An 18,108-nucleotide genomic window follows, 5' to 3' on the forward strand; every position below is an offset into this window, starting at 1 on the left:
GCGACAAGCTCAGCTTGCGGCCCCGCAACCATTTTGCGGGGCCGCCAAGGCTGTCGCGGGTGCCGCGCCTGTGACAAGGACGCACCGTGACCGCCGCCACGCCCCATCCCTTCACCATTCCCAACTTCCGCAACTTCTTCGTCGCGCGCCTGTGCTCGATGATGGGCGGCTACGGCATGGTGCTGATCATCGGCTGGCAGGCCTATAACCTGGCGCGCGCCGACGGCCTCTCCATCGAGGCCGCCGCCGTCCGCCTCGGCTTCATCGGCCTGTTCCAGTTCGTGCCGCTGTTCCTGCTGACCCCGCTCGTCGGCTGGGTCGCCGACAGCATGGACCGCCGCTTCGTCGTCCGCGCGGTACAGGCGCTGCAGTTCGCGGTCGCGCTCGCGCTCGCCATCGCCACCATGAACGACGCCGTCACCCTGCCCTTCATCTATGGCGTGGCCGTGCTGCTGGGCGTGGCCCGCGCCTTCCAGGGGCCGGCGGTCGGGGCGCTCGCCCCCAATCTGGTTCCGAAGGAGGTGCTGCCCACCGCCATCGCCCTTTCGTCGATTGCATGGCAGGGCGGCTCAATCGTCGGCCCGGCGATCGCGGGACCGCTCTACGCAACCGCGCCATCCCTGCCCTACTGGGTCGCGTCCGCCTTCTATGCCGCTGCTTTCCTGCTGTTCATGCGCATCGGCCCCGTGCCGCGCAGCCAGATCGACAAGGGCCGCGGCCCGATCGCACAGGTCGTGGACGGCGTCCGCTACGTGATGGCCAACAAGCTGGTGCTCGGCGTCATCACGCTTGACCTTTTCGCCGTCCTGCTGGCCGGCGCCGTGGCGCTGATCCCCGTCTATGCCCGCGACATCCTCCAGGCGGGCGAGCATGGCCTGTCGCTGCTGGCCGCATCGCCCGCGATCGGCGCCGCTGCCGTCGCCCTGTTGTTCAGCGTCCGCCCATTGAAGCGAAACGTCGGCAATCGGATGCTCGCCAGCGTGTTCGTGTTCGGGCTCGCCACCATCGGCTTTGGGCTAAGCCGCTCACTCCCGCTCTCCATGCTCTGCCTGATCATCTACGGCGGCGCGGACATGTTCAGCGTGTTCGTTCGACAGTCGTTGATCCAGCTGCACACGCCCGACGATCGGCGCGGGCGGGTTGGCGCGGTGTCGCAGCTCACCATATCGGCCTCGAACGAGTTGGGTGAGGCGGAGAGTGGCTTCCTCGCCGGCCTGCTCGGTCCGGTCACGGCGGTGGTGGCCGGCGGCATCGGCGCCATCGTCGTCACCGCGCTGTGGGCGTGGCGTTTCCCTCAGATCTCCGCCGCCCGCACCTTCGATCCGTCGGACGAGGTGGTGGCCAGTGAACCCAATGCCATCGCCAAACCATGAAGGAACGATCAGCATGAAGGCGAACTCAGTCCTCGACACCATCGGCAACACGCCGCACATCCGGTTGAGCCGGCTCTTCCCCGACGCCGAAGTCTGGGTGAAGTCGGAGCGGGCGAACCCTGGCGGCTCGATCAAGGATCGGATCGCGCTCGCGATGGTGGAAGCCGCCGAACGCGATGGCGCGCTGAAGCCAGGCGGCACCATTGTCGAGCCGACATCCGGCAACACCGGGATCGGCCTGGCCATGGTCGCGGCCGTGAAGGGCTACAAGCTTGTCCTCGTCATGCCCGAGAGCATGTCGCTGGAGCGCCGGCGCCTGATGCTCGCCTATGGCGCCACATTCGACCTGACGCCCAAGGAGAAGGGCATGAAAGGTGCCATCGCACGCGCCGAGGAGATCGTTGCCGAGACGCCCGGCGCCTGGATGCCGCAACAGTTCGACAATCCCGCAAACATCGATATCCACGTCCGCACGACGTCGGAAGAAATCCTGCGCGATTTCGCCGACAGCCCCATCGACGCGCTGATCACCGGCGTCGGCACCGGCGGCCACATCACCGGCGTTGCCGAGACGCTGCGACAGCGCTGGCCGGAGTTGCGGGTGTTCGCGGTCGAGCCCACGCTGTCGCCGGTCATCTCCGGCGGGCAGCCCGGCCCGCATCCCATTCAGGGCATCGGTGCGGGCTTCGTCCCGTCCAATCTCCATACGGACGCACTCGACGGCGTGGTGCAGGTGGACCCTGCGGATGCGAAGGAGATGGCGCGCCGCTCCGCAGCCGAGGAAGGATTGCTGGTCGGCATCAGCTCGGGCGCGACGCTCGCCGCGATCAAGCAAAAGCTTCCCGAACTGGGCGAAAATGCGCGAATTTTGGGCTTCAACTACGATACCGGGGAACGTTACCTGTCCGTTCCGGATTTCCTGCCGGAATAAGCGGAAGGGGCAATGATGACGGCAGGTGGGCGTGCAGGCGCCGGATGGCGATCAGGCCCGCCCGTGGGTGCAGCGGCAGCGGTCCTCCTGATCGCTGCCGGCGCCATCCTTCCGCGGGGTGACGTCGACGGCGTGCGGGCGCTGTCCGAGGTCACCGTGGCCGGATCCGCGCCGGCGCGGCGCATGGTTCATGCCGCGCCGCCGCAGGTCGAGCCGGTGGAACTGGAGCCGATCGCGCCGGATGATGCGGTGGCGATCAATGCCGCCATCCCGTTTTCGACCCTGCCCAACCCGGCCGCTCGCCCGTTCCGCTTCGCAGGTGATGCCGAAGCAAAGGCGCGTGCCGTCGACTGCCTGGCATCGGCAATGTACTACGAAGCGGCGACGGAGGGGGACGATGGGCAGCGCGCCGTCGGTCAGGTCGTTCTCAACCGCGTCCGACACCCCGCATTCCCCAAGAGCGTCTGCGGCGTGGTCTTCCAGGGCGCCGAGCGTCGCACGGGCTGCCAGTTCACCTTCACCTGTGACGGCGCGCTCGCGCGCGTCCCGCGCGAGGCAGGCTGGGCCCGGGCCCGTCGCCTCGCCGAGGCCGCATTGGAAGGCCGCGTCTTCCGCCCCGTTGGTCAGGCCACCCATTACCACACCAATTGGGTGCTTCCTTACTGGAGCGGCAGCCTCGACAAGATCGTGGCGGTCGGCACCCATCTGTTCTTCCGCTGGGCGGGATGGTGGGGCACGCCGCCGGCCTTCCGGCGCAGCGTCAGCGGAAGTGAACCGGTGGTGCCGCGCCTTGCCTTCACGTCGGCAGCGCATCGCACCGGCGACGTTCCGGACGCCGCGCTCCGCTTGCTAGCCGATGCTGTCGGCACGCCCGTCGCCGCGACGCAGCAGCGGCCGCCGCTGCTTGCCGATGCGGGCACTGCCGACTCATCGATTGCTGCGCCGCGAATTGCGGCCGATGGCCCGCCGTCCGCATTGATCCGGCCGGGGGAAGACAGCTTCATATACTTGCTCGACGCCGCTGCGCCCGATGCGTTTCCGGCGGTGGCCAGACGGGCGTGCGGCGCCAAGCCTTTCTGCAAGTTTCAGGGCTGGACCGACACTGCACAGCTTCCGGCGGGCTACCCCGTGCCGTCCGACCGCTTGGCGACGATGTCCTTCAGCTACCTTCGCGACCGCGACGCCGGGTTCGACAAGATGCTGTGGAACTGCCGACAGTTTCCGCGCAGCGATCCGTCCCAGTGCATGCGCGGCTGAGATCGTCAGGCTGAACAGCCACGCTCCGCCGACCGACGACGCCAGCGGGCCCATCTGACCGCCGGCGTCGCCGATGATGGTTCAGGCTGCCAGGAACAGCTCCGGCTCCAGCGCCATCAGGCTTTCCGCGCCGCCCTCGATCTTACGCCGTAGCGCCCCAGTATCCGGCAGGATGCGCTCGCCGTAGAAGCGGGCCGTCACCAGCTTCGCGCCCAGCCACTCGGCATCGCCTTCGCCCGCGTCGATCAGCCGCTGCGCCGCAGTTGCCATGCGCAGCCACATCAGGCCCACCGTGACAACCCCCATGATGTGAAGGTACGGCACTGCCGCTGCGCCCGCATTGTTGCGATCGGTCACGCCGTTGGCGACCAGCCACATCGTCGCAGCCTGCAGATCGCCCAGCGCCTTTTCAAGCCGGCCGGCATTGTCCGAAAGCGTCTCGCTGAGCTTCGCAGCGGCAATCTCCTCCGCCACCAGCTTGAAGAAGGCCTGCACCGCCCGGCCGCCATTCATACCGAGCTTGCGTCCGACCAGATCCATCGCCTGCACGCCGTTGGTGCCCTCGTAGATCTGAGCGATCCGGGCGTCGCGAACATACTGCTCCATCCCCCATTCGGCGATGTAGCCGTGCCCGCCATAGACCTGCTGCGCGTTGGTCGCGATCTCATAGCCCTTGTCGGTCGCAAACGCCTTGATGACCGGGGTGAGGAGGCCGATCAGGTCGTCGGCTTCCTGGCGCTCGGCATCGGTCTGCGCCTTGTGGCTCAGGTCAACCTGCAGGCCGCCCCAAATGCACAACGCACGCAGACCCTCCGTCAGCGCCTTGGCCTCCATCAGCATGCGACGCACGTCGGGATGGACGAACAGCGTGTCGGCCTTTTCCTCGGGCTCCTGCGCGCCGCTGAGCGCCCGCCCCTGCCGGCGATCCTGCGCATACTGCACGGCATTCTGGAATGCCGTTTCCGCAACGCCCAGACCCTGCAAGCCGACGCCAAGCCGCGCCGCGTTCATCATGATGAACATCGCGGCCAGGCCCTTGTCCTTTTCGCCGATCAGGTATCCGGTCGCGCCGTCATAGTTCATCACGCAGGTCGAGTTGCCGTGGATGCCCATCTTGTGCTCGATGGACCCGCACTGCACCGCGTTGCGCGCGCCCGGCGTGCCGTCCTCGTTCAGCAGGAACTTGGGCACGATGAACAGGGAAATGCCCTTCACATTGTCCGGCGATCCCGCGGCCTTCGCCAGCACCAGGTGGACGATGTTGTCGGTCAGGTCATGCTCGCCTGCGGAAATGAAAATCTTGGTACCGGTGATGGCGTAGGTGCCGTCAGCCTGCGGCTCCGCCCGAGTCCGGATCAGGCCAAGATCGGTGCCGCAATGCGGCTCCGTCAGGTTCATCGTGCCGGACCACTCGCCCGCCACCATCTTGGGCACCCAGGTGTCCTTCTGCTCCTCCGACCCCTTGGCGAGGATCGCGGCGATCGCACCATGGGTCAGGCCGTTGTACATGCCAAAGGCCATGTTGGCGGAGATGAGATATTCCTCGAACGCCAGGCTGACGACATGCGGCATGCCCTGCCCGCCGAACCGCTCGGGCGCCCCCAAAGTCGACCAGCCGCCCTCCACGAACTGGCGATACGCGTCCTTGAACCCGGTGGGCGTGGTGACCGAACCGTCCTCGTGCCGTGTGCAGCCTTCCCGGTCGCCGACCTGGTTCAGCGGGAACAGCACGTCGGCGACGAAACGGCCGCCTTCTTCAAGGACCGCCTCAACCACGTCGGGCGTCGCTGCCTCGAACCCGGGAAGGTTTGTGTAGCGGTCGAGCCCGACCACATGGTCGAGGATGAAGCGGGTGTCGCGGATGGGCGCGCGGTACTGCGGCATGGGACTCTCCGATTTTTATGATCGTTGCTGGGTGCGGCTCAATCGTCGCTGTCGAGCTGCGCGATGAAGCCTTCGAGTTCGGCAATCGTGTCTTCGATGTCGCGTTGCTGCTCGCGAAGGAGGGCGATCCGCGCTGAACAGCGGTCCCGCGTAACCTGACGCTGGCGCGTGCGCCCGTCACCGATGTCGTACAGGTCCACCATCTCGCGGATGTCGGCGAGGGAGAAGCCGACGCGCTTGCCGCGCAGGATCCACGCGAGCCGGATCCGATCGCGCTTGGAATAAATCCGCGCGGTGCCCCGCCGCTCGGGCGAGATCAGCCCCTCGTCCTCGTAGAAACGAAGCGCACGGGCCGTAATCCCGAACTCTCCCGTCAGGTCGGAGATGCTGTATTCACGGTCCAGCTCCGCATCGCGGAGCGGCATTGCGGCGGGTCCAAGGTCCTTGAGCATGGCCCGCAATCTAGTTGACGTTCACGTCAACGTCAAGCGCTCACCATCCTCGATCCGGCGGTAGAAGCAGCTTGTTGCGCCGGTATGGCACGCAGGCCCTTGGGGGTCGCAGATGAGCCAAACAGCATCCTGGTCGCAATCGATCCGCGCTTCCTGAACGCGCAGGACATGGCCCGATGTCTCCCCCTTTCGCCACAGCCGGCCGCGGCTGCGTGAGAAGAAGTGCGCCTCGCCCGTAGATAAGGTGAGGTCCAGCGCGTCGCGGTTCATGTGCGCGACCATCAGCACCGCCCCACTCGCGGCATCGGTCACCACCGCCGTCAGCAGCCCCTGCGCGTCGAACTTGGGCTGGAGCGACAGGCCCGCTTCACGATCGTCAACCATGGCGTGCGGGGTAGGTCGTGTTGGGCTCCGCCGCAATCGGTTCGGTCAGTCCGATCGGATCGCCCGCGCCAGCTCGGCCTTGGTCATCTTGGACCGCCCTTCGATCCCGATCTTGCGGGCCTCGTCGTAGAGATCGGCCTTGCTCCGCTCCTCCAGCTTGTCGCTGCGATGGTCCAGCGTGCCGGCCGCGCGCGCGTTGGCGATCCGCGCGGCCTTTCCCTTGGAATTGCCCTGCTTGATCAGCTCCTCGTAGAGTGCGTCGTCCTTGATCTGCGGACCATGATCCTTCGCCATCGACCCTCTCCCTTTCTTGCCAAACGCGCGGGCGCTCACCCGGTTCGCCGCAGGATCGATGACAAAAGCGAGACAAGGGGCAAACCCGTCCCTATATGCACCGCCGAGCATGAAGGCGGGCAGGCCATGATCACCACCAATCCGTTCGACGATGACAAGCTGCGCGAGGAGTGCGGCGTGTTCGGCATCTGGGATGCGGACGGCGCCGCGGCAGTTGTTGCGCTTGGCCTTCACGCGCTGCAGCATCGTGGCCAGGAAGCGGCCGGGATCACCAGCTTCGACGGCCATGATTTCCATTCGCATCGGGCGATGGGGCATGTGGCGGGCACCTTCGACAAGGACGGGGTGATCCGTTCGCTCGCAGGCCGTGTCGCGTGCGGCCACGTTCGCTACTCCACCACGGGCGAGACTGCGCTCCGCAACGTGCAGCCATTGTTCGCGGAGCTGTCGTCCGGGGGCTTCGCAGTCGCCCATAACGGCAACATCTCGAACGCGCTGACCCTGCGCCGGGAGCTTGTCCGCCGGGGCTCGATCTTCCAGTCCACCTCCGACACGGAGGTCATCATTCACCTGGTGGCCACCTCCACCTACCGGACGCTGCTCGACCGATTCGTCGACGCGCTGAAGCAGGTCGAAGGCGCCTATTCGCTGATCTGCATGACGCCGGAGGGCATGATCGCATGCCGCGATCCGCTTGGCATCCGTCCGCTGGTGATGGGCCGGCTTGGCGACTCGGTGATCTTTGCCTCAGAGACCGTGGCGCTCGATGTCGTCGGCGCCGAGCACATGCGCGACGTTGAACCCGGTGAGATCGTGATCGTGGACGCGTCCGGCATGCGGTCTGTGCGGCCGTTCTCCCGCGTCAATCCGCGCCCCTGCATCTTCGAGCATGTCTACTTCTCGCGCCCCGACTCGATTGTCGGCGGCAACTCCATCTATTCGGTGCGAAAGGCGATCGGCGCCGAACTCGCCGTCGAGGCGCCGGTCGACGCCGACCTTGTCATCCCGGTTCCGGACTCCGGGGTGCCGGCCGCGATCGGCTATGCACAGCAGAGCGGCGTTCCTTTCGAGCTCGGCATTATTCGCAGCCATTATGTCGGCCGGACCTTCATCCAGCCGGGCGACCAAATCCGGCACCTTGGGGTGAAGCTGAAGCACAATGCCAACCGCGCCCTGATCCAGGGAAAGCGTGTCATCCTGATCGACGATTCGATCGTCCGGGGGACGACCTCGCTCAAGATCGTGCAGATGATGCGTGATGCGGGCGCGACCGAGGTGCATATGCGGATCGCAAGCCCGCCGACGCGGCACAGCTGTTTCTACGGCGTCGACACGCCGGAGCGGTCGAAGCTGCTCGCCGCGGTCCACGACATCCAGGGCATGGCCGAATTCATCCATGCCGACAGCCTCGCGTTCGTGTCGATCAACGGCCTCTACAAGGCTGTTGGCGAGGCGCGACGGGCTGACGTGCGGCCTCAATATTGTGACGCCTGCTTCACGGGCGATTATCCCACGCGGTTGACCGATCAGGATGCGCTCGATTGCACCGATCAGCTGGCTCTCACCGCCGAACGGGTGATGTGACGAACCGATCATGACAGACAGCAACAAGACTGAACGCCTCTCGCTTGTTACCGGCGCGAGCCGGGGCATCGGCGCCGCGACGGCGGAGGCGCTGGCACGCGAAGGATTTCACGTCGTCCTGGTCGCCCGCACCGCCACAGGCCTTGAGGAGGTGGAGGAGCGCATTCACGACGCGGGCGGATCTGCGACAATCGCGCCGCTCGACCTGACAGACGGCGACAGCATTGCGCGCCTGGCGACTGCGATTGCCGAACGCTGGGGCAAGCTGGACGGGCTAGTGCTGAACGCGGCGACACTGGGCTCGCTGACCCCTGTTCAGTCGATCGATGCCAAGGAGCTGTCTCGCGTCATGACGCTGAACGTCATCGCGCAACAGGCTTTGATTTCCGCCTTCGATCCCCTTCTGCGCCGGTCCAGCGGCGGGCGCCTGGTTGCCGTGACGTCCAGCGTGGGTCGCGCGCCGCGGGCTTATTGGGGTGCCTATGGCGCATCGAAGGCCGCGCTCGAAACGCTGGTCGAAGCATATGGCGAGGAGCAGCGAAACATCGGGCGCATCCGCACCGCCATTGTCGATCCGGGCGCGACCCGCACGGTGATGCGCGCTCGCGCGTTTCCGGGCGAAGATCCGGAAACGGTGAAGCCCGCGTCCGTGGTTGGCGACCGCATCGCCGCGCTTCTTTCTCAGGGTTTCGAGCCCGGGCATCGGGAACGCATCGACGGCTGACCGGCGCGCGAGCCGCGGGGCAGCTGTCAGCGCTTGATCAATGTCACCTGCGCGACGTCGATCCCGCCGCCCCGGAACCCACCCTCGCAATACATCAGGTAGTAGCGCCACAAGCGGTTGAAGGGGGCGGCCGAATCCCCTTCGATCCGGCCGGCGGCGACGGCCTCGTCGAACCTCTCGCGCCACCGCTTCAGCGTCTCGGCATAATGAAGGCCGAACCCTCGCCTTCCGTGCCACTCGAACCCGACAGCCTCTGCGATCGCGCGAAAGCGTGCTTCCGACAGCAACATTCCGCCGGGAAAGATGTGCGTCTGGATGAAATCGGCGCTGGTCGCATAGCGCTCGAAGATTTCCTCCTGGATGGAGATGAACTGCAATGCGGCCCGTCCGCCCGGCTTCAACGATCGGTGGATCGACGACAGATAGCTGCGCCAGTGCTCCAGCCCGACCGCCTCCACCATCTCGACGCTCGCGACTGCATCGAAGCGACCCTCGACGTCACGATAATCTCGCAGGTCGATCGACACCCGACCGGCGGCGATATTCGCCTGATTGAGCGCGCGTGCCTGTTCGGCCTGCGCTGCGGACAACGTCAGCGCGGTGACGGTCACTCCGTACTCGTCGGCGGCGATATCCGCCAATGTTCCCCACCCGCACCCGATCTCGAGCAGGTGCTGATCGGGCGCCAGCTCTAGCCGGTCGAGCAGCGCCCTGATCTTGTTGAGCTGTGCGAAAGCCAGCTCCTCCGACCGGGAGATTGGCTCCTGGAACAGGGCGGACGAGTAGGTCATCGTCTCGTCCAGCCACGCCGCGTAGAAATCGTTGCCGAGGTCGTAGTGAAAGGCGATGTTGCGCCGCGATCCGGCCCGGCTGTTGCCGTTGAGGGCATGGCCCAGCCGCTTGAGGATGCGCCAGGGGCCGCTCGCGCGGGCCACCGACTTCAGGCTTGTGGCGTTCCGCATGAACAGGTCGAACAATGGCACGGGATCCGGGCTGTCCCAGTCGCCGTCGGCCCAGGCCTGGTACCAGCCGGACGACCCATGCCGCGCCAGGCGCACCAGCGCGCGCCAGCGGCGCAGCTCCACCTCCGCAACTGGCCCGGGCGCCCGCCCGCCGAGGATTCGGTGCGATCCGTCCGGCAACCACGCCTCGATCGCACCGGACAGCAATCCGGCATCGATCCGATCGAGCAGCCGGTGGAAGATCGAAGCACGAACGCGCGCGATCCATCCGCCGCCACGATGTCCGGCGTCGAACTGCCGGGCGCGGTCGGGATGCGGTGCGTTCATGAGCGGGTGATCGTCGAAACCATGGATCACCCTACCGCCGGTCCGGATCGACGGTCTACCGTCAACCGCGTATGGCCCGTCCCGCGGCGAGGGCACGCTCCCGTCCCTCCCGATGGCCGATCAGCTTGGCCGGGTAGCCCTTGACGGTCACGCCTGCGGCTTCCGGATCATGGATCACCTCGTCGTCCAGACTTGCCAGTTCGGGCACCCACCGCCGGATATATTCTGCCGCCTCGAATTTCGCTGATTGTGTCAACGGCGCCATGATCCGACTGAACATGTTGGCGTCGTGGCCGGTGCCAGCCACCCATTGCCAGTTGACCGAGTTGTTGCCGTAATCGGCATCGACGAGCGTATCCCAGAACCAGCGCTCCCCACGCCGCCAGTCGATCAGCAGATGCTTGATCAGGAAGGACGCCGTGATCATGCGGGCGCGATTGTGCATCCAGCCGGACGTCCACAGCTGGCGCATTCCGGCATCGACGATGGGATAGCCGGTCTGCCCCTTGGTCCATTTGCGAAAATCGCTGTCGGCGGCCTTGCCGGTGCGCCACTTCAGCTTGTCGAAGGCGGCGCGCGCGTTCTGATCGCCGATCTCGGGGTTCGCCTGCTCGACGGCGGATGTGAAGTCGCGCCATCCGAGCTCCCGCTTGAAGCCTTCACTGTTCTTCTTGCGCGCCACCGCATGCCACACCGTCGCGGGCGACACCTCGCCCCAGTGCAGGTGGGGCGACAGCCGGGATGTTCCCTCGTCGGATGGAAGGTTGCGGCGGTCGTCATAGCTGCCCACCGCATCCTGGAACGCCTTCAGCCTGTCAGCGGCGCCCGCCTCGCCGGGCGCCCACTCTTCCGCGAAGCCGCCGGACCAATCCGGCTTCGTCGGCAGCAATGAAAGCGCGGCGATCGGCGTCGACGGCGGCCATTTGTCCGGCGCGGTCAGCCTCCCTGGCGCCGGCTTCGGCTTTTCGGGAGGCATCTTCGCCTCCAGCGCTCTCCAGAAGGGCGAGAAGATCTTGAATGCCTCCCCGCTTCCGCTCCTCACCGTCTCCGGTGGCGCCAGTTGGTTACCGTCGTGCAGCACCAGGTCGATGGCGGAGGCGAGCTCCTGTTCGGCTGCGATCCACCAGGGCTCGTAATGGCGGATGGCATGCACTCGCTTGGCGCCAAGTTCCTTCGCCAGTTTGGCGATCTCCGCCGCCGCCGGCCCGCGCCGGATAACCAGTCTGGACCCCAGCGCCTCCAGATCCTTGGCGAGCGCCGCCAGGCTGTGGTGCAGCCACCAGCGCTGCGCTCCACCGATGCGCCAGTCGCCCGGCGTGTCGTCGTCCAGCACGTAAACCGGGACCACCGCGCAGCCGTCTTCCGCGGCGGCGAGGAAGGCGGGCTGGTCGTGGAGGCGGAGGTCCTGGCGCAGCCAGACGAGCACAACATCGTTCATGACGCTCCGCTACGCCCTCCCATGCCCCGTGGTTCCCTCCGGCCCCGACGTGTCAGCGGGTCGGCGCCTCGCCGGCCGGTCCTCGAATGCCGGTCAGGCCGGGGATGACGCGCAGCACGATCTCGCGGTCCGCCTCCGACAGGCGGGAGAGCAACTCGATGCCGCGGGCGGTTCGGGCGCGCAGGCGATCAACATCGACGGCATCGCGCGTCTCCAGCGCCGCGCGGAGCGCCTGAAGGTCGAACGGTCGTCGCACCGCCGCCGCTTCGATCATCTCGCTTGCCGCTGCCGACCGCTCAGCGAACCCGCGCGCCTGCACCTCGTTGTCGGCCATCGATTGCTGGAGGACTGCTCGTCCCCCCACAGAAAGCTGATCCAGACCTGGCGCAGCCGGAGCCTGCACCTGCAGCGCCGCCTGCGCGAGGATCATCCACATTATCATGCTCATCCGCTTACGCCACCTCTGCTGCAACCGAACCCAGCCGGGCCGCGAGCACCGGGCGGTGCGCCTTCAGCGCGTCGGCCATGCACAGCATGCTCCGAACATGCCGGCGCGCCAGCAGCATCTTGTCGGGCCCGTAGCCGCCGCCGAGCGCGCTGGCGACCGCCGCCCCGCTCCGGATCGCCTCGCCAGCCACGAACCGGTCGCGTCGGTCCAGTCCCTCGTCGGACAGCGCCAGCCGTCCCAACCGGTCGTCGACATGCGGATCCACCCCCGCCTGGTAGAGGATCAGGTCGGGCCGTACCCGATCGACCAGCGGCGGCAATGTCTGCGACAGCGCGTCCAGATAGGCATCGTCGGTGGCGCCGTCGGGCAGCGCGACGTCGACGGTCGACCGCGCCTTGCGCGCGGGGAAGTTCTTCTCGCCGTGGACGGAGTAGGTCCGGATGTCCGCCCGATCGCCGATCAGCGCGGCGGTGCCGTCACCCTGGTGCACGTCGAGGTCGACGATCAGGATCCGCGCCACCGTGCCCTCTGCGATCAAGCGGATGGCTGCAACGGCAAGGTCATTGAACACGCAGTAGCCTGCTCCCGTGTCGAACAGCGCATGGTGGCTCCCCCCGGCCGAATTGGCGGCATAGCCATGATTGAGCGCCAGTCGGGCGGCGAGCCAGCTTCCGCCCGGCGTCAGCTGGACCCGCCGCGCGATGCGCGCATCGACGGGAAAGCCGATCCGCCGTTCCTTGTCGCGCGGCACCGAAGCGGTGAACACCTCCTCCACATAAGCAGGCTCGTGAACCGCCTCGATCCAGCGTCGCGGCATCGGCTCCGGCCGATGCTGTTTGTGTGGCGCGCCGATCTCCTCCAGGGCCGGGATGATCAAGCCGTACTTGTCCGCCGGGAAGGCGCCCGGCGGCGCCGGCGTGACATAGTCCGGATGGTGGACGAGGTGGAGCACAGGACCTATCTACGGCGCTCGCCATCTGGAAACCAGAGTTGGAGGCCCGTTTGGCTGATCCCGTTGCCGCAGATCTTCCGTATCGCCCCTGTGCCGGGGTGATGCTCGTCAACGAAGCGGGCAAGGTCTTCGTCGGCCAACGGCTCGATTCTATACTCGAGGCGTGGCAAATGCCGCAGGGCGGAATCGACGCGGGCGAGGATGCGCGATCGGCTGCCGTGCGGGAGATCGGGGAGGAAACCGGCATCGGCGCCGACCTCATCCACATCGTGGCCGAGGCACCCGACGAACTGTTCTACGACCTGCCCGAGGAGATGATCGGCAAGATCTGGAACGGGCGGTGGCGCGGTCAGCGGCAGCGCTGGTTTCTCGCGCGCTTCCTCGGGCGTGACGAGGATGTGCGGATCGAGACGGCGGAGCCCGAATTCAGGTCCTGGAAATGGGCTGATCCCGATGAACTGCCGTTGATGATCGTTCCCTTCAAGCGCCGGCTCTACGAGCAGGTGCTGGAGGCGTTTCGTCCCCTGATCTGACCGGAGCGTTTATGCCGTTCAGCCTGCTGCTCGCGCTTGCCGCGCAACCCCCGGGTGCCGATGTCGCCCCGCCCCCGCCCGAACCGTTGCCTGCGCCCGAGGAGATCGCGGCCGCTTCACCGGCGATGAACCCCGTTTTGCGGCAGATGCTCGATGCCGCAATCGGCAACAACAACGAAGCCGAGATCAATACCGTCGCGAAATATGCGCGCGAGGCGGCGCCCAACAGCCGCGAGGAGATCGACGGGCTCGTCCGGGCATGGAGCGAGCGGCGGTTGCAGGCGCAGCAGGAGCGGCTGGAGACCGCAGGATTGTTCGATCTTTGGAAGGGTCAGGGCGATCTCGGCGGCACACGCACCACCGGCACGTCGAACACGCTTGGCATCAGCGCAGGGCTCGTGCTGACTCGTGAGGGGGATCGCTGGCGTCATCGGCTGCGCGGGCGCGTCGACTATCAGGAAGCCGATGGCGAATCCGTCCGCGACGCCTTCCTCCTCTCTTACGAACCACGCGTCCGCATCCGCGACGGGCTCTTCGTCTACGGATTGGCCCAGTATGACAGTGACAGCTTTCTCGGCTTTGACCGCCGCCTGTCGGCATCGGGCGGGGTCGGCTACCGGGTCGCGGGACCGGGAGCACTTTCGATCGATGTCGATGCCGGTCCCACCTACCGCGCGACGCGCTTCACCGACGGATCGGAAGACGGCAGTCTCGGCGGGCGCGGCTCGCTCGGGCTTCGCTGGACGTTGGCGGAAGGCATCCGGCTGACAAACGATGCCGCACTGGTCGTCGATGGGCGCAGCAACAGCTTCGCCAACACGGCCGCACTCGATGCCAAGCTGCTGGGGTCTCTCTCCGCCCGCCTCTCCTACAATCTTCAGTATGAAAGCATGCCGCCGCTCGGCGGCAAGACGAGCGGCACCATCAGCCGCGCCAGCCTGGTGTACGACTTCTAAGGGCGGGTCGCCTTGCCGGGGGCGTTCCTCGCCGCCTAGAAGCCCGGCATGACCAAGACTGACCTGCGCCACCGCGATGTTGCCGAAGCAGCCGCGTCGCAGCCGATGCTACAGCAGGTGGAGCGTTGGAGCGCGATCAACAGCGGATCGGCCAACCTCGCAGGCCTTGCGACAATGGCCGGCCTGCTGGCCGATGCCTTCTCCGCGCTTCCCGGCGAGCTCGCGCTGTTGGACGGCGCGCCCAGCGAACGGGTGAGCGCGTCGGGGCAGGTGCTCGAAACGCTTCATGGGCGCCACCTTCGTCTGCGGGTCCGCCCGGACGCATCGCGCCGCATGCTGTTCACCGGGCATATGGACACCGTCTACCCGGCCGATCACTCGTTCCAGTCGATCTCGCCGATCATGGATGGGCGGTTGAACGGTCCCGGTGTGGCCGACATGAAGGGCGGGCTCGCCGTTCTGCTGGCGGCGCTCTCGGCCATCGAGCGGTCCGGAGCCGCCGGCAGCATCGGCTACGACGTGTTGATCAACAGCGATGAGGAGGTCGGCTCGCCGTCGTCGGCTGCCCTCCTGGCGGATCTCGCGCCCACCAAGATTGCGGCACTGACCTATGAACCCGCTCTGCCGGATGGCACGCTGGCAGGCGCGCGTGGCGGCAGCGGGAACTTTTCCATCCTCGTGCGCGGCCGCAGCGCCCATGCCGGGCGCAACCCGGCTGACGGGCGCAATGCGGTCGTCGCTGCCGCCGACCTGACGCTTCGGCTGGCGGGAGTCGCCAGCCCCGGCCTGTCAGTCAATCCCGCCAAAATCGATGGCGGCGGGCCCAACAACGTCGTGCCGGACACTGCTGTCCTGCGCGTCAATTTCCGTCCAGCGGGAGAGGAAGACGTGCGGCACGCCCGCACCGCTGTCGAAGCGGCTGCGGCGTCTGTCGCGCGGGATCACGACGTTGCCGTTGAAGTTCACGGCGGCTTCGGTCGCCCCCCGAAGCCTGTCGATCCCGCCGCGGAAAAGCTTTTCGCGCTTGTCCGGGAGTGCGGCCGGATGATCGATCTCGACGTCAGGTGGCGATCGACCGGTGGCGTGTGCGACGGCAACAACATCGCGGCCTGCGGCGTCCCGGTGGTTGACACCATGGGGGTGCGGGGCGGTGCCATCCACTCTCCAGACGAATATCTGATCGTGGAGTCCCTGGCCGAACGCGCGATGCTGTCCGCGCTGGCGATCTGCCGGATCGCCGACGGAGGCCTCGCGTGAGCCACATCGTTCGCCTCGCCACCCTCGATGACCTGCAGCCGCTCTACGAAATGGCGAAGCTGACCGGAGGCGGCTTCACCAACCTGCCTGCCGACAAACCTGCCCTGGCCGAGAAGCTGGAACGATCGGTTGCCGCGGTTAGCGGGAACACCGATGCAGCCGGCGACAATCTGTTCGTCCTTGTGCTTGAAGACGCAGGCACCCGGGAAGTGCGGGGGACCGCTCAGATCTTCACGGAAGTCGGGCGGCGCTGGCCTTTCTACAGCTACCGCCTGGGAACGCTGACCCAGAGTTCACGGGAGCTGAAGCGCACCTTCCGCGCGGACATGCTGACGCTCACCACCGATCTGGAAGGGTCGAGCGAGGTCGGCGGGCTTTTCCTCCATCCGGCCGAACGCGCCGGGGGGCTCGGGCTCCTGCTGGCGCGAAGTCGCTATCTCTTCATCCGGCGTCACCGCTCACGCTTTGCCGACCGGGTCCTGGCCGAACTGCGCGGCGTCATCGATGAGGCGGGCGGATCCCCCTTCTGGGACGGGCTTGCCGGCCGGTTCTTCGGCATGAGCTTCCAGGAAGCGGATGCCTTCAACGCGGTGCACGGCAACCAATTCATCGCGGACCTTATGCCCAAACATCCGATCTACATCGCCATGCTGCCGGAAACCGCCCGGTCCGTGATCGGCGTGCCCCATCTGACCGGACGGGCGGCGATGCGCATGCTCGAAACCGAAGGCTTTCAGTTCGGAAACTACGTCGACATCTTCGATGGCGGGCCCACCATGATCGCGCCGACGGATCGGATCGCCAGCATCATGTCTGCGAAGGAAGCGCCGATCTCCGCGATCGATGAAGCGGGCGACCAGCGGCTGGTCTCCACCGGCGCGCTTGCCGACTTCCGCTGTGGCTATGCCCGGATCGGCGGCGACGACACCGCGGTGACGATTGATGCCGATGCCGCCGCGTTGCTCCGCGTCGGGGTGCGCGACACCATCCTGCACGCGCCGCGCTGATGCTTCGGGAGATCAACTTCGACGGGATCGTCGGTCCCACCCACAACTATGCCGGGCTCAGCCTTGGCAACCTGGCGTCGGCGCGCAACGCCGGCCGGATCAGCCGGCCCAGGGCGGCGGCGCTGCAGGGGCTGGCGAAGATGCGTGCCAACCTTGCGCTCGGTCTGGCGCAGGGGATCCTGCTTCCACATGTCAGGCCGCATCGGCACTGGCTGCAAACGCTGTCGGCGGACATGCACACACCGCCACCGGTCCCGGCATGGGCCATGTCCGCCGCCGCGATGTGGACCGCCAACGCCGCGACGGTCTCTCCGGCGCCGGACACCGCCGACGGGCGCTGTCACCTGACCGTCGCGAACCTCGTGACCATGCCGCATCGCAGTCACGAATGGCCCGGCACGCTTGCCCAGCTGCGCATCGCCTTTTCCGATCCCGCGCACTTCACTGTCCATGATCCCGTACCGGCGCCGTTCGGTGACGAGGGCGCCGCCAACCATATGCGCTTTGCGTCGGGATATGACGCGCCTGGCGTCGAGGTCTTCGTGTTCGGTGATCGCGGCGGCCCCTTCCCCGCCCGCCAGAGCCGGGTTGGGAGCGAAGCGGTGGCGCGGCGGCATGGCCTCGATCCGTCGCGAACGCTGATGGTCCGGCAATCGGAAGCCGCGATCGCGGCCGGTGCCTTTCACAATGATGTGGTGGCGGTCGCCGACGGGCGCACGCTGTTCGCGCACGAGCAGGCGTTTGAGGACCGCGCGGGGACGCTCGACGCGATCGCTGCCCTTGTTCCGGGATTTGAGCTTGTGGAGGTGCCCGCCGCCGAGGTCAGCCTCGCCGACGCGATCCGCTCCTACCTGTTCAACGCCCAGCTCGTGACGCTGCCGGACTGCAGCCAAGCATTGATCCTGCCGACAGACGCGCGGGAGGTGCCGAGCGTCGCCGGTTGGGTGGAGCGCAATCTCTCCGGCAACGGCCCTATCCGGCGCGTCCACTATGTCGATGTCCGCGAATCGATGGCCAATGGCGGGGGGCCGGCCTGTCTCAGGCTGCGGGTGGTCGCCGATCCGGCAACGGTGGACCGGCGCTTCCTTGTCGACGACGCGCGGATCGCGATGATCGAAGGCGTCGTTGCTCGTCACTGGCCGGAAGAGATCGGCCCGGCCGAAATCGCCTCGCCGCACCTGATCGACAGGGTGGAGGGCGCGCGGGCGGCTCTGATGACGGCGCTCGACCTCGATCTCTGATCGCTTGCGGCGGCTGCTGCTGTCGGGTTAATTTACAAGTAACTATTGGGCCTGTTGGAAAACCCGCGGCCCTGCGAGGTTGGCGCAATCGTTGCTGCGGGTGT

At 66.9% G+C, this 18,108-nt stretch carries 18 protein-coding genes; 10 read left to right on the forward strand and 8 right to left on the reverse strand.

The features are described 5' to 3' along the window. Positions 1 to 86 precede the first annotated feature (86 nt). The 3 genes from GGR88_RS05405 to GGR88_RS05415 all read left to right on the forward strand — a co-directional run bounded on the left by GGR88_RS05405 (position 87) and on the right by GGR88_RS05415 (position 3,561). On the forward strand, positions 87 to 1,373 hold the full coding sequence (locus GGR88_RS05405) for an MFS transporter (protein ID WP_167953564.1): 1,287 nt from the start codon (positions 87 to 89) through the stop codon (positions 1,371 to 1,373). Positions 1,374 to 1,386: 13 nt separating this feature from the next. Beyond that, entirely contained in the window at positions 1,387 to 2,304 is a 918-nt protein-coding gene (cysK, locus tag GGR88_RS05410; RefSeq protein WP_167953565.1) for a cysteine synthase A, read from the forward strand. Positions 2,305 to 2,367: 63 nt separating this feature from the next. Beyond that, positions 2,368 to 3,561, forward strand: coding sequence for a cell wall hydrolase (locus GGR88_RS05415; RefSeq protein ID WP_342449725.1), 1,194 nt, complete (start codon positions 2,368 to 2,370; stop codon positions 3,559 to 3,561). An 81-nt stretch (positions 3,562 to 3,642) separates the two neighbouring features. On the opposite strand, the gene GGR88_RS05420 is transcribed toward GGR88_RS05415, so the two are convergent. Genes GGR88_RS05420 through GGR88_RS05435 form a run of 4 tightly spaced genes read right to left on the reverse strand, consistent with a single transcriptional unit; the run spans position 3,643 to position 6,575 of the window. Continuing rightward, a complete protein-coding gene (locus GGR88_RS05420; protein ID WP_167953567.1) occupies positions 3,643 to 5,445 on the reverse strand; it encodes an acyl-CoA dehydrogenase C-terminal domain-containing protein in 1,803 nt (600 codons plus the stop codon). 38 nt (positions 5,446 to 5,483) lie between these two features. Then, the gene (locus GGR88_RS05425) at positions 5,484 to 5,897 is read right to left on the reverse strand and encodes a MerR family transcriptional regulator (RefSeq protein ID WP_167953568.1); all 414 of its coding nucleotides are present in this window, start codon (positions 5,895 to 5,897) and stop codon (positions 5,484 to 5,486) included. A gap of 21 nt (positions 5,898 to 5,918) precedes the next feature. Beyond that, positions 5,919 to 6,281, reverse strand: coding sequence for a phosphoribosyl-AMP cyclohydrolase (gene hisI / locus GGR88_RS05430; RefSeq protein WP_167953569.1), 363 nt, complete (start codon positions 6,279 to 6,281; stop codon positions 5,919 to 5,921). A 45-nt stretch (positions 6,282 to 6,326) separates the two neighbouring features. Further along, a complete protein-coding gene (locus GGR88_RS05435) occupies positions 6,327 to 6,575 on the reverse strand; it encodes a DUF7218 family protein (protein ID WP_167953570.1) in 249 nt (82 codons plus the stop codon). Between the two features lie 126 nt (positions 6,576 to 6,701). On the opposite strand from GGR88_RS05435, the gene purF reads away from it, so the two are divergent. Together purF and GGR88_RS05445 are read left to right on the forward strand one after the other, a co-directional pair. Continuing rightward, complete coding sequence (gene purF / locus GGR88_RS05440; protein ID WP_167953571.1) at positions 6,702 to 8,159, forward strand: amidophosphoribosyltransferase; 1,458 nt, start codon at positions 6,702 to 6,704, stop codon at positions 8,157 to 8,159. A 10-nt stretch (positions 8,160 to 8,169) separates the two neighbouring features. Next, the gene (locus tag GGR88_RS05445) at positions 8,170 to 8,883 is read left to right on the forward strand and encodes an SDR family NAD(P)-dependent oxidoreductase (protein ID WP_167953572.1); all 714 of its coding nucleotides are present in this window, start codon (positions 8,170 to 8,172) and stop codon (positions 8,881 to 8,883) included. 26 nt (positions 8,884 to 8,909) lie between these two features. On the opposite strand, the gene GGR88_RS05450 is transcribed toward GGR88_RS05445, so the two are convergent. The 4 genes from GGR88_RS05450 to GGR88_RS05465 form a co-directional block, all read right to left on the reverse strand. Continuing rightward, positions 8,910 to 10,172, reverse strand: coding sequence for an SAM-dependent methyltransferase (locus GGR88_RS05450; protein ID WP_167954380.1), 1,263 nt, complete (start codon positions 10,170 to 10,172; stop codon positions 8,910 to 8,912). A gap of 61 nt (positions 10,173 to 10,233) precedes the next feature. Beyond that, complete coding sequence (locus GGR88_RS05455; protein WP_167953573.1) at positions 10,234 to 11,610, reverse strand: cryptochrome/photolyase family protein; 1,377 nt, start codon at positions 11,608 to 11,610, stop codon at positions 10,234 to 10,236. 52 nt (positions 11,611 to 11,662) lie between these two features. Then, positions 11,663 to 12,058 carry a hypothetical protein gene (locus GGR88_RS05460; protein ID WP_167953574.1) on the reverse strand — a complete coding sequence of 132 codons (396 nt, stop codon included), beginning with the start codon at positions 12,056 to 12,058 and terminating at the stop codon, positions 11,663 to 11,665. 4 nt (positions 12,059 to 12,062) lie between these two features. Continuing rightward, on the reverse strand, positions 12,063 to 13,010 hold the full coding sequence (locus GGR88_RS05465) for an arginase family protein (RefSeq protein WP_167953575.1): 948 nt from the start codon (positions 13,008 to 13,010) through the stop codon (positions 12,063 to 12,065). Between the two features lie 50 nt (positions 13,011 to 13,060). Between GGR88_RS05465 and GGR88_RS05470 the strand changes: the two genes are divergently transcribed. Genes GGR88_RS05470 through GGR88_RS05490 form a run of 5 tightly spaced genes read left to right on the forward strand, consistent with a single transcriptional unit; the run spans position 13,061 to position 18,004 of the window. After that, entirely contained in the window at positions 13,061 to 13,543 is a 483-nt protein-coding gene (locus GGR88_RS05470; protein WP_167953576.1) for an RNA pyrophosphohydrolase, read from the forward strand. Between the two features lie 11 nt (positions 13,544 to 13,554). Next, positions 13,555 to 14,499 carry a DUF481 domain-containing protein gene (locus tag GGR88_RS05475; RefSeq protein WP_167953577.1) on the forward strand — a complete coding sequence of 315 codons (945 nt, stop codon included), beginning with the start codon at positions 13,555 to 13,557 and terminating at the stop codon, positions 14,497 to 14,499. Positions 14,500 to 14,547: 48 nt separating this feature from the next. Then, positions 14,548 to 15,756 (forward strand): hydrolase, encoded by a 1,209-nt coding sequence (locus tag GGR88_RS05480; protein ID WP_167953578.1) that lies wholly within the window; start codon positions 14,548 to 14,550, stop codon positions 15,754 to 15,756. Beyond that, the gene (locus GGR88_RS05485; protein WP_167953579.1) at positions 15,753 to 16,763 is read left to right on the forward strand and encodes an arginine N-succinyltransferase; all 1,011 of its coding nucleotides are present in this window, start codon (positions 15,753 to 15,755) and stop codon (positions 16,761 to 16,763) included. Before GGR88_RS05480 ends, GGR88_RS05485 begins: the two co-directional genes overlap by 4 nt. Beyond that, a complete protein-coding gene (locus GGR88_RS05490) occupies positions 16,763 to 18,004 on the forward strand; it encodes an N-succinylarginine dihydrolase (RefSeq protein WP_167953580.1) in 1,242 nt (413 codons plus the stop codon). The genes GGR88_RS05485 and GGR88_RS05490 overlap by 1 nt, the downstream gene beginning before the upstream one ends. The last annotated feature ends 104 nt before the right edge of the window (positions 18,005 to 18,108 follow it).

The sequence above is a fragment of the Sphingomonas jejuensis genome (assembly GCF_011927695.1).
GTDB lineage: Bacteria > Pseudomonadota > Alphaproteobacteria > Sphingomonadales > Sphingomonadaceae > Sphingomonas_K > Sphingomonas_K jejuensis.

What these genes read in the sequence shown, in the direction of transcription:
- cysK (WP_167953565.1), top strand. Translation starts at nt 1,387, where the DNA reads ATGAAGGCGAACTCAGTCCTCGACACCATCGGCAACACGCCGCACATC.
- GGR88_RS05420 (WP_167953567.1), bottom strand. Translation starts at nt 5,445, where the DNA reads ATGCCGCAGTACCGCGCGCCCATCCGCGACACCCGCTTCATCCTCGAC.
- GGR88_RS05425 (WP_167953568.1), bottom strand. Translation starts at nt 5,897, where the DNA reads ATGCTCAAGGACCTTGGACCCGCCGCAATGCCGCTCCGCGATGCGGAG.
- hisI (WP_167953569.1), bottom strand. Translation starts at nt 6,281, where the DNA reads ATGGTTGACGATCGTGAAGCGGGCCTGTCGCTCCAGCCCAAGTTCGAC.
- GGR88_RS05435 (WP_167953570.1), bottom strand. Translation starts at nt 6,575, where the DNA reads ATGGCGAAGGATCATGGTCCGCAGATCAAGGACGACGCACTCTACGAG.
- purF (WP_167953571.1), top strand. Translation starts at nt 6,702, where the DNA reads ATGATCACCACCAATCCGTTCGACGATGACAAGCTGCGCGAGGAGTGC.
- GGR88_RS05445 (WP_167953572.1), top strand. Translation starts at nt 8,170, where the DNA reads ATGACAGACAGCAACAAGACTGAACGCCTCTCGCTTGTTACCGGCGCG.
- GGR88_RS05450 (WP_167954380.1), bottom strand. Translation starts at nt 10,172, where the DNA reads ATGAACGCACCGCATCCCGACCGCGCCCGGCAGTTCGACGCCGGACAT.
- GGR88_RS05455 (WP_167953573.1), bottom strand. Translation starts at nt 11,610, where the DNA reads ATGAACGATGTTGTGCTCGTCTGGCTGCGCCAGGACCTCCGCCTCCAC.
- GGR88_RS05460 (WP_167953574.1), bottom strand. Translation starts at nt 12,058, where the DNA reads ATGAGCATGATAATGTGGATGATCCTCGCGCAGGCGGCGCTGCAGGTG.
- GGR88_RS05475 (WP_167953577.1), top strand. Translation starts at nt 13,555, where the DNA reads ATGCCGTTCAGCCTGCTGCTCGCGCTTGCCGCGCAACCCCCGGGTGCC.
- GGR88_RS05480 (WP_167953578.1), top strand. Translation starts at nt 14,548, where the DNA reads ATGACCAAGACTGACCTGCGCCACCGCGATGTTGCCGAAGCAGCCGCG.
- GGR88_RS05490 (WP_167953580.1), top strand. Translation starts at nt 16,763, where the DNA reads ATGCTTCGGGAGATCAACTTCGACGGGATCGTCGGTCCCACCCACAAC.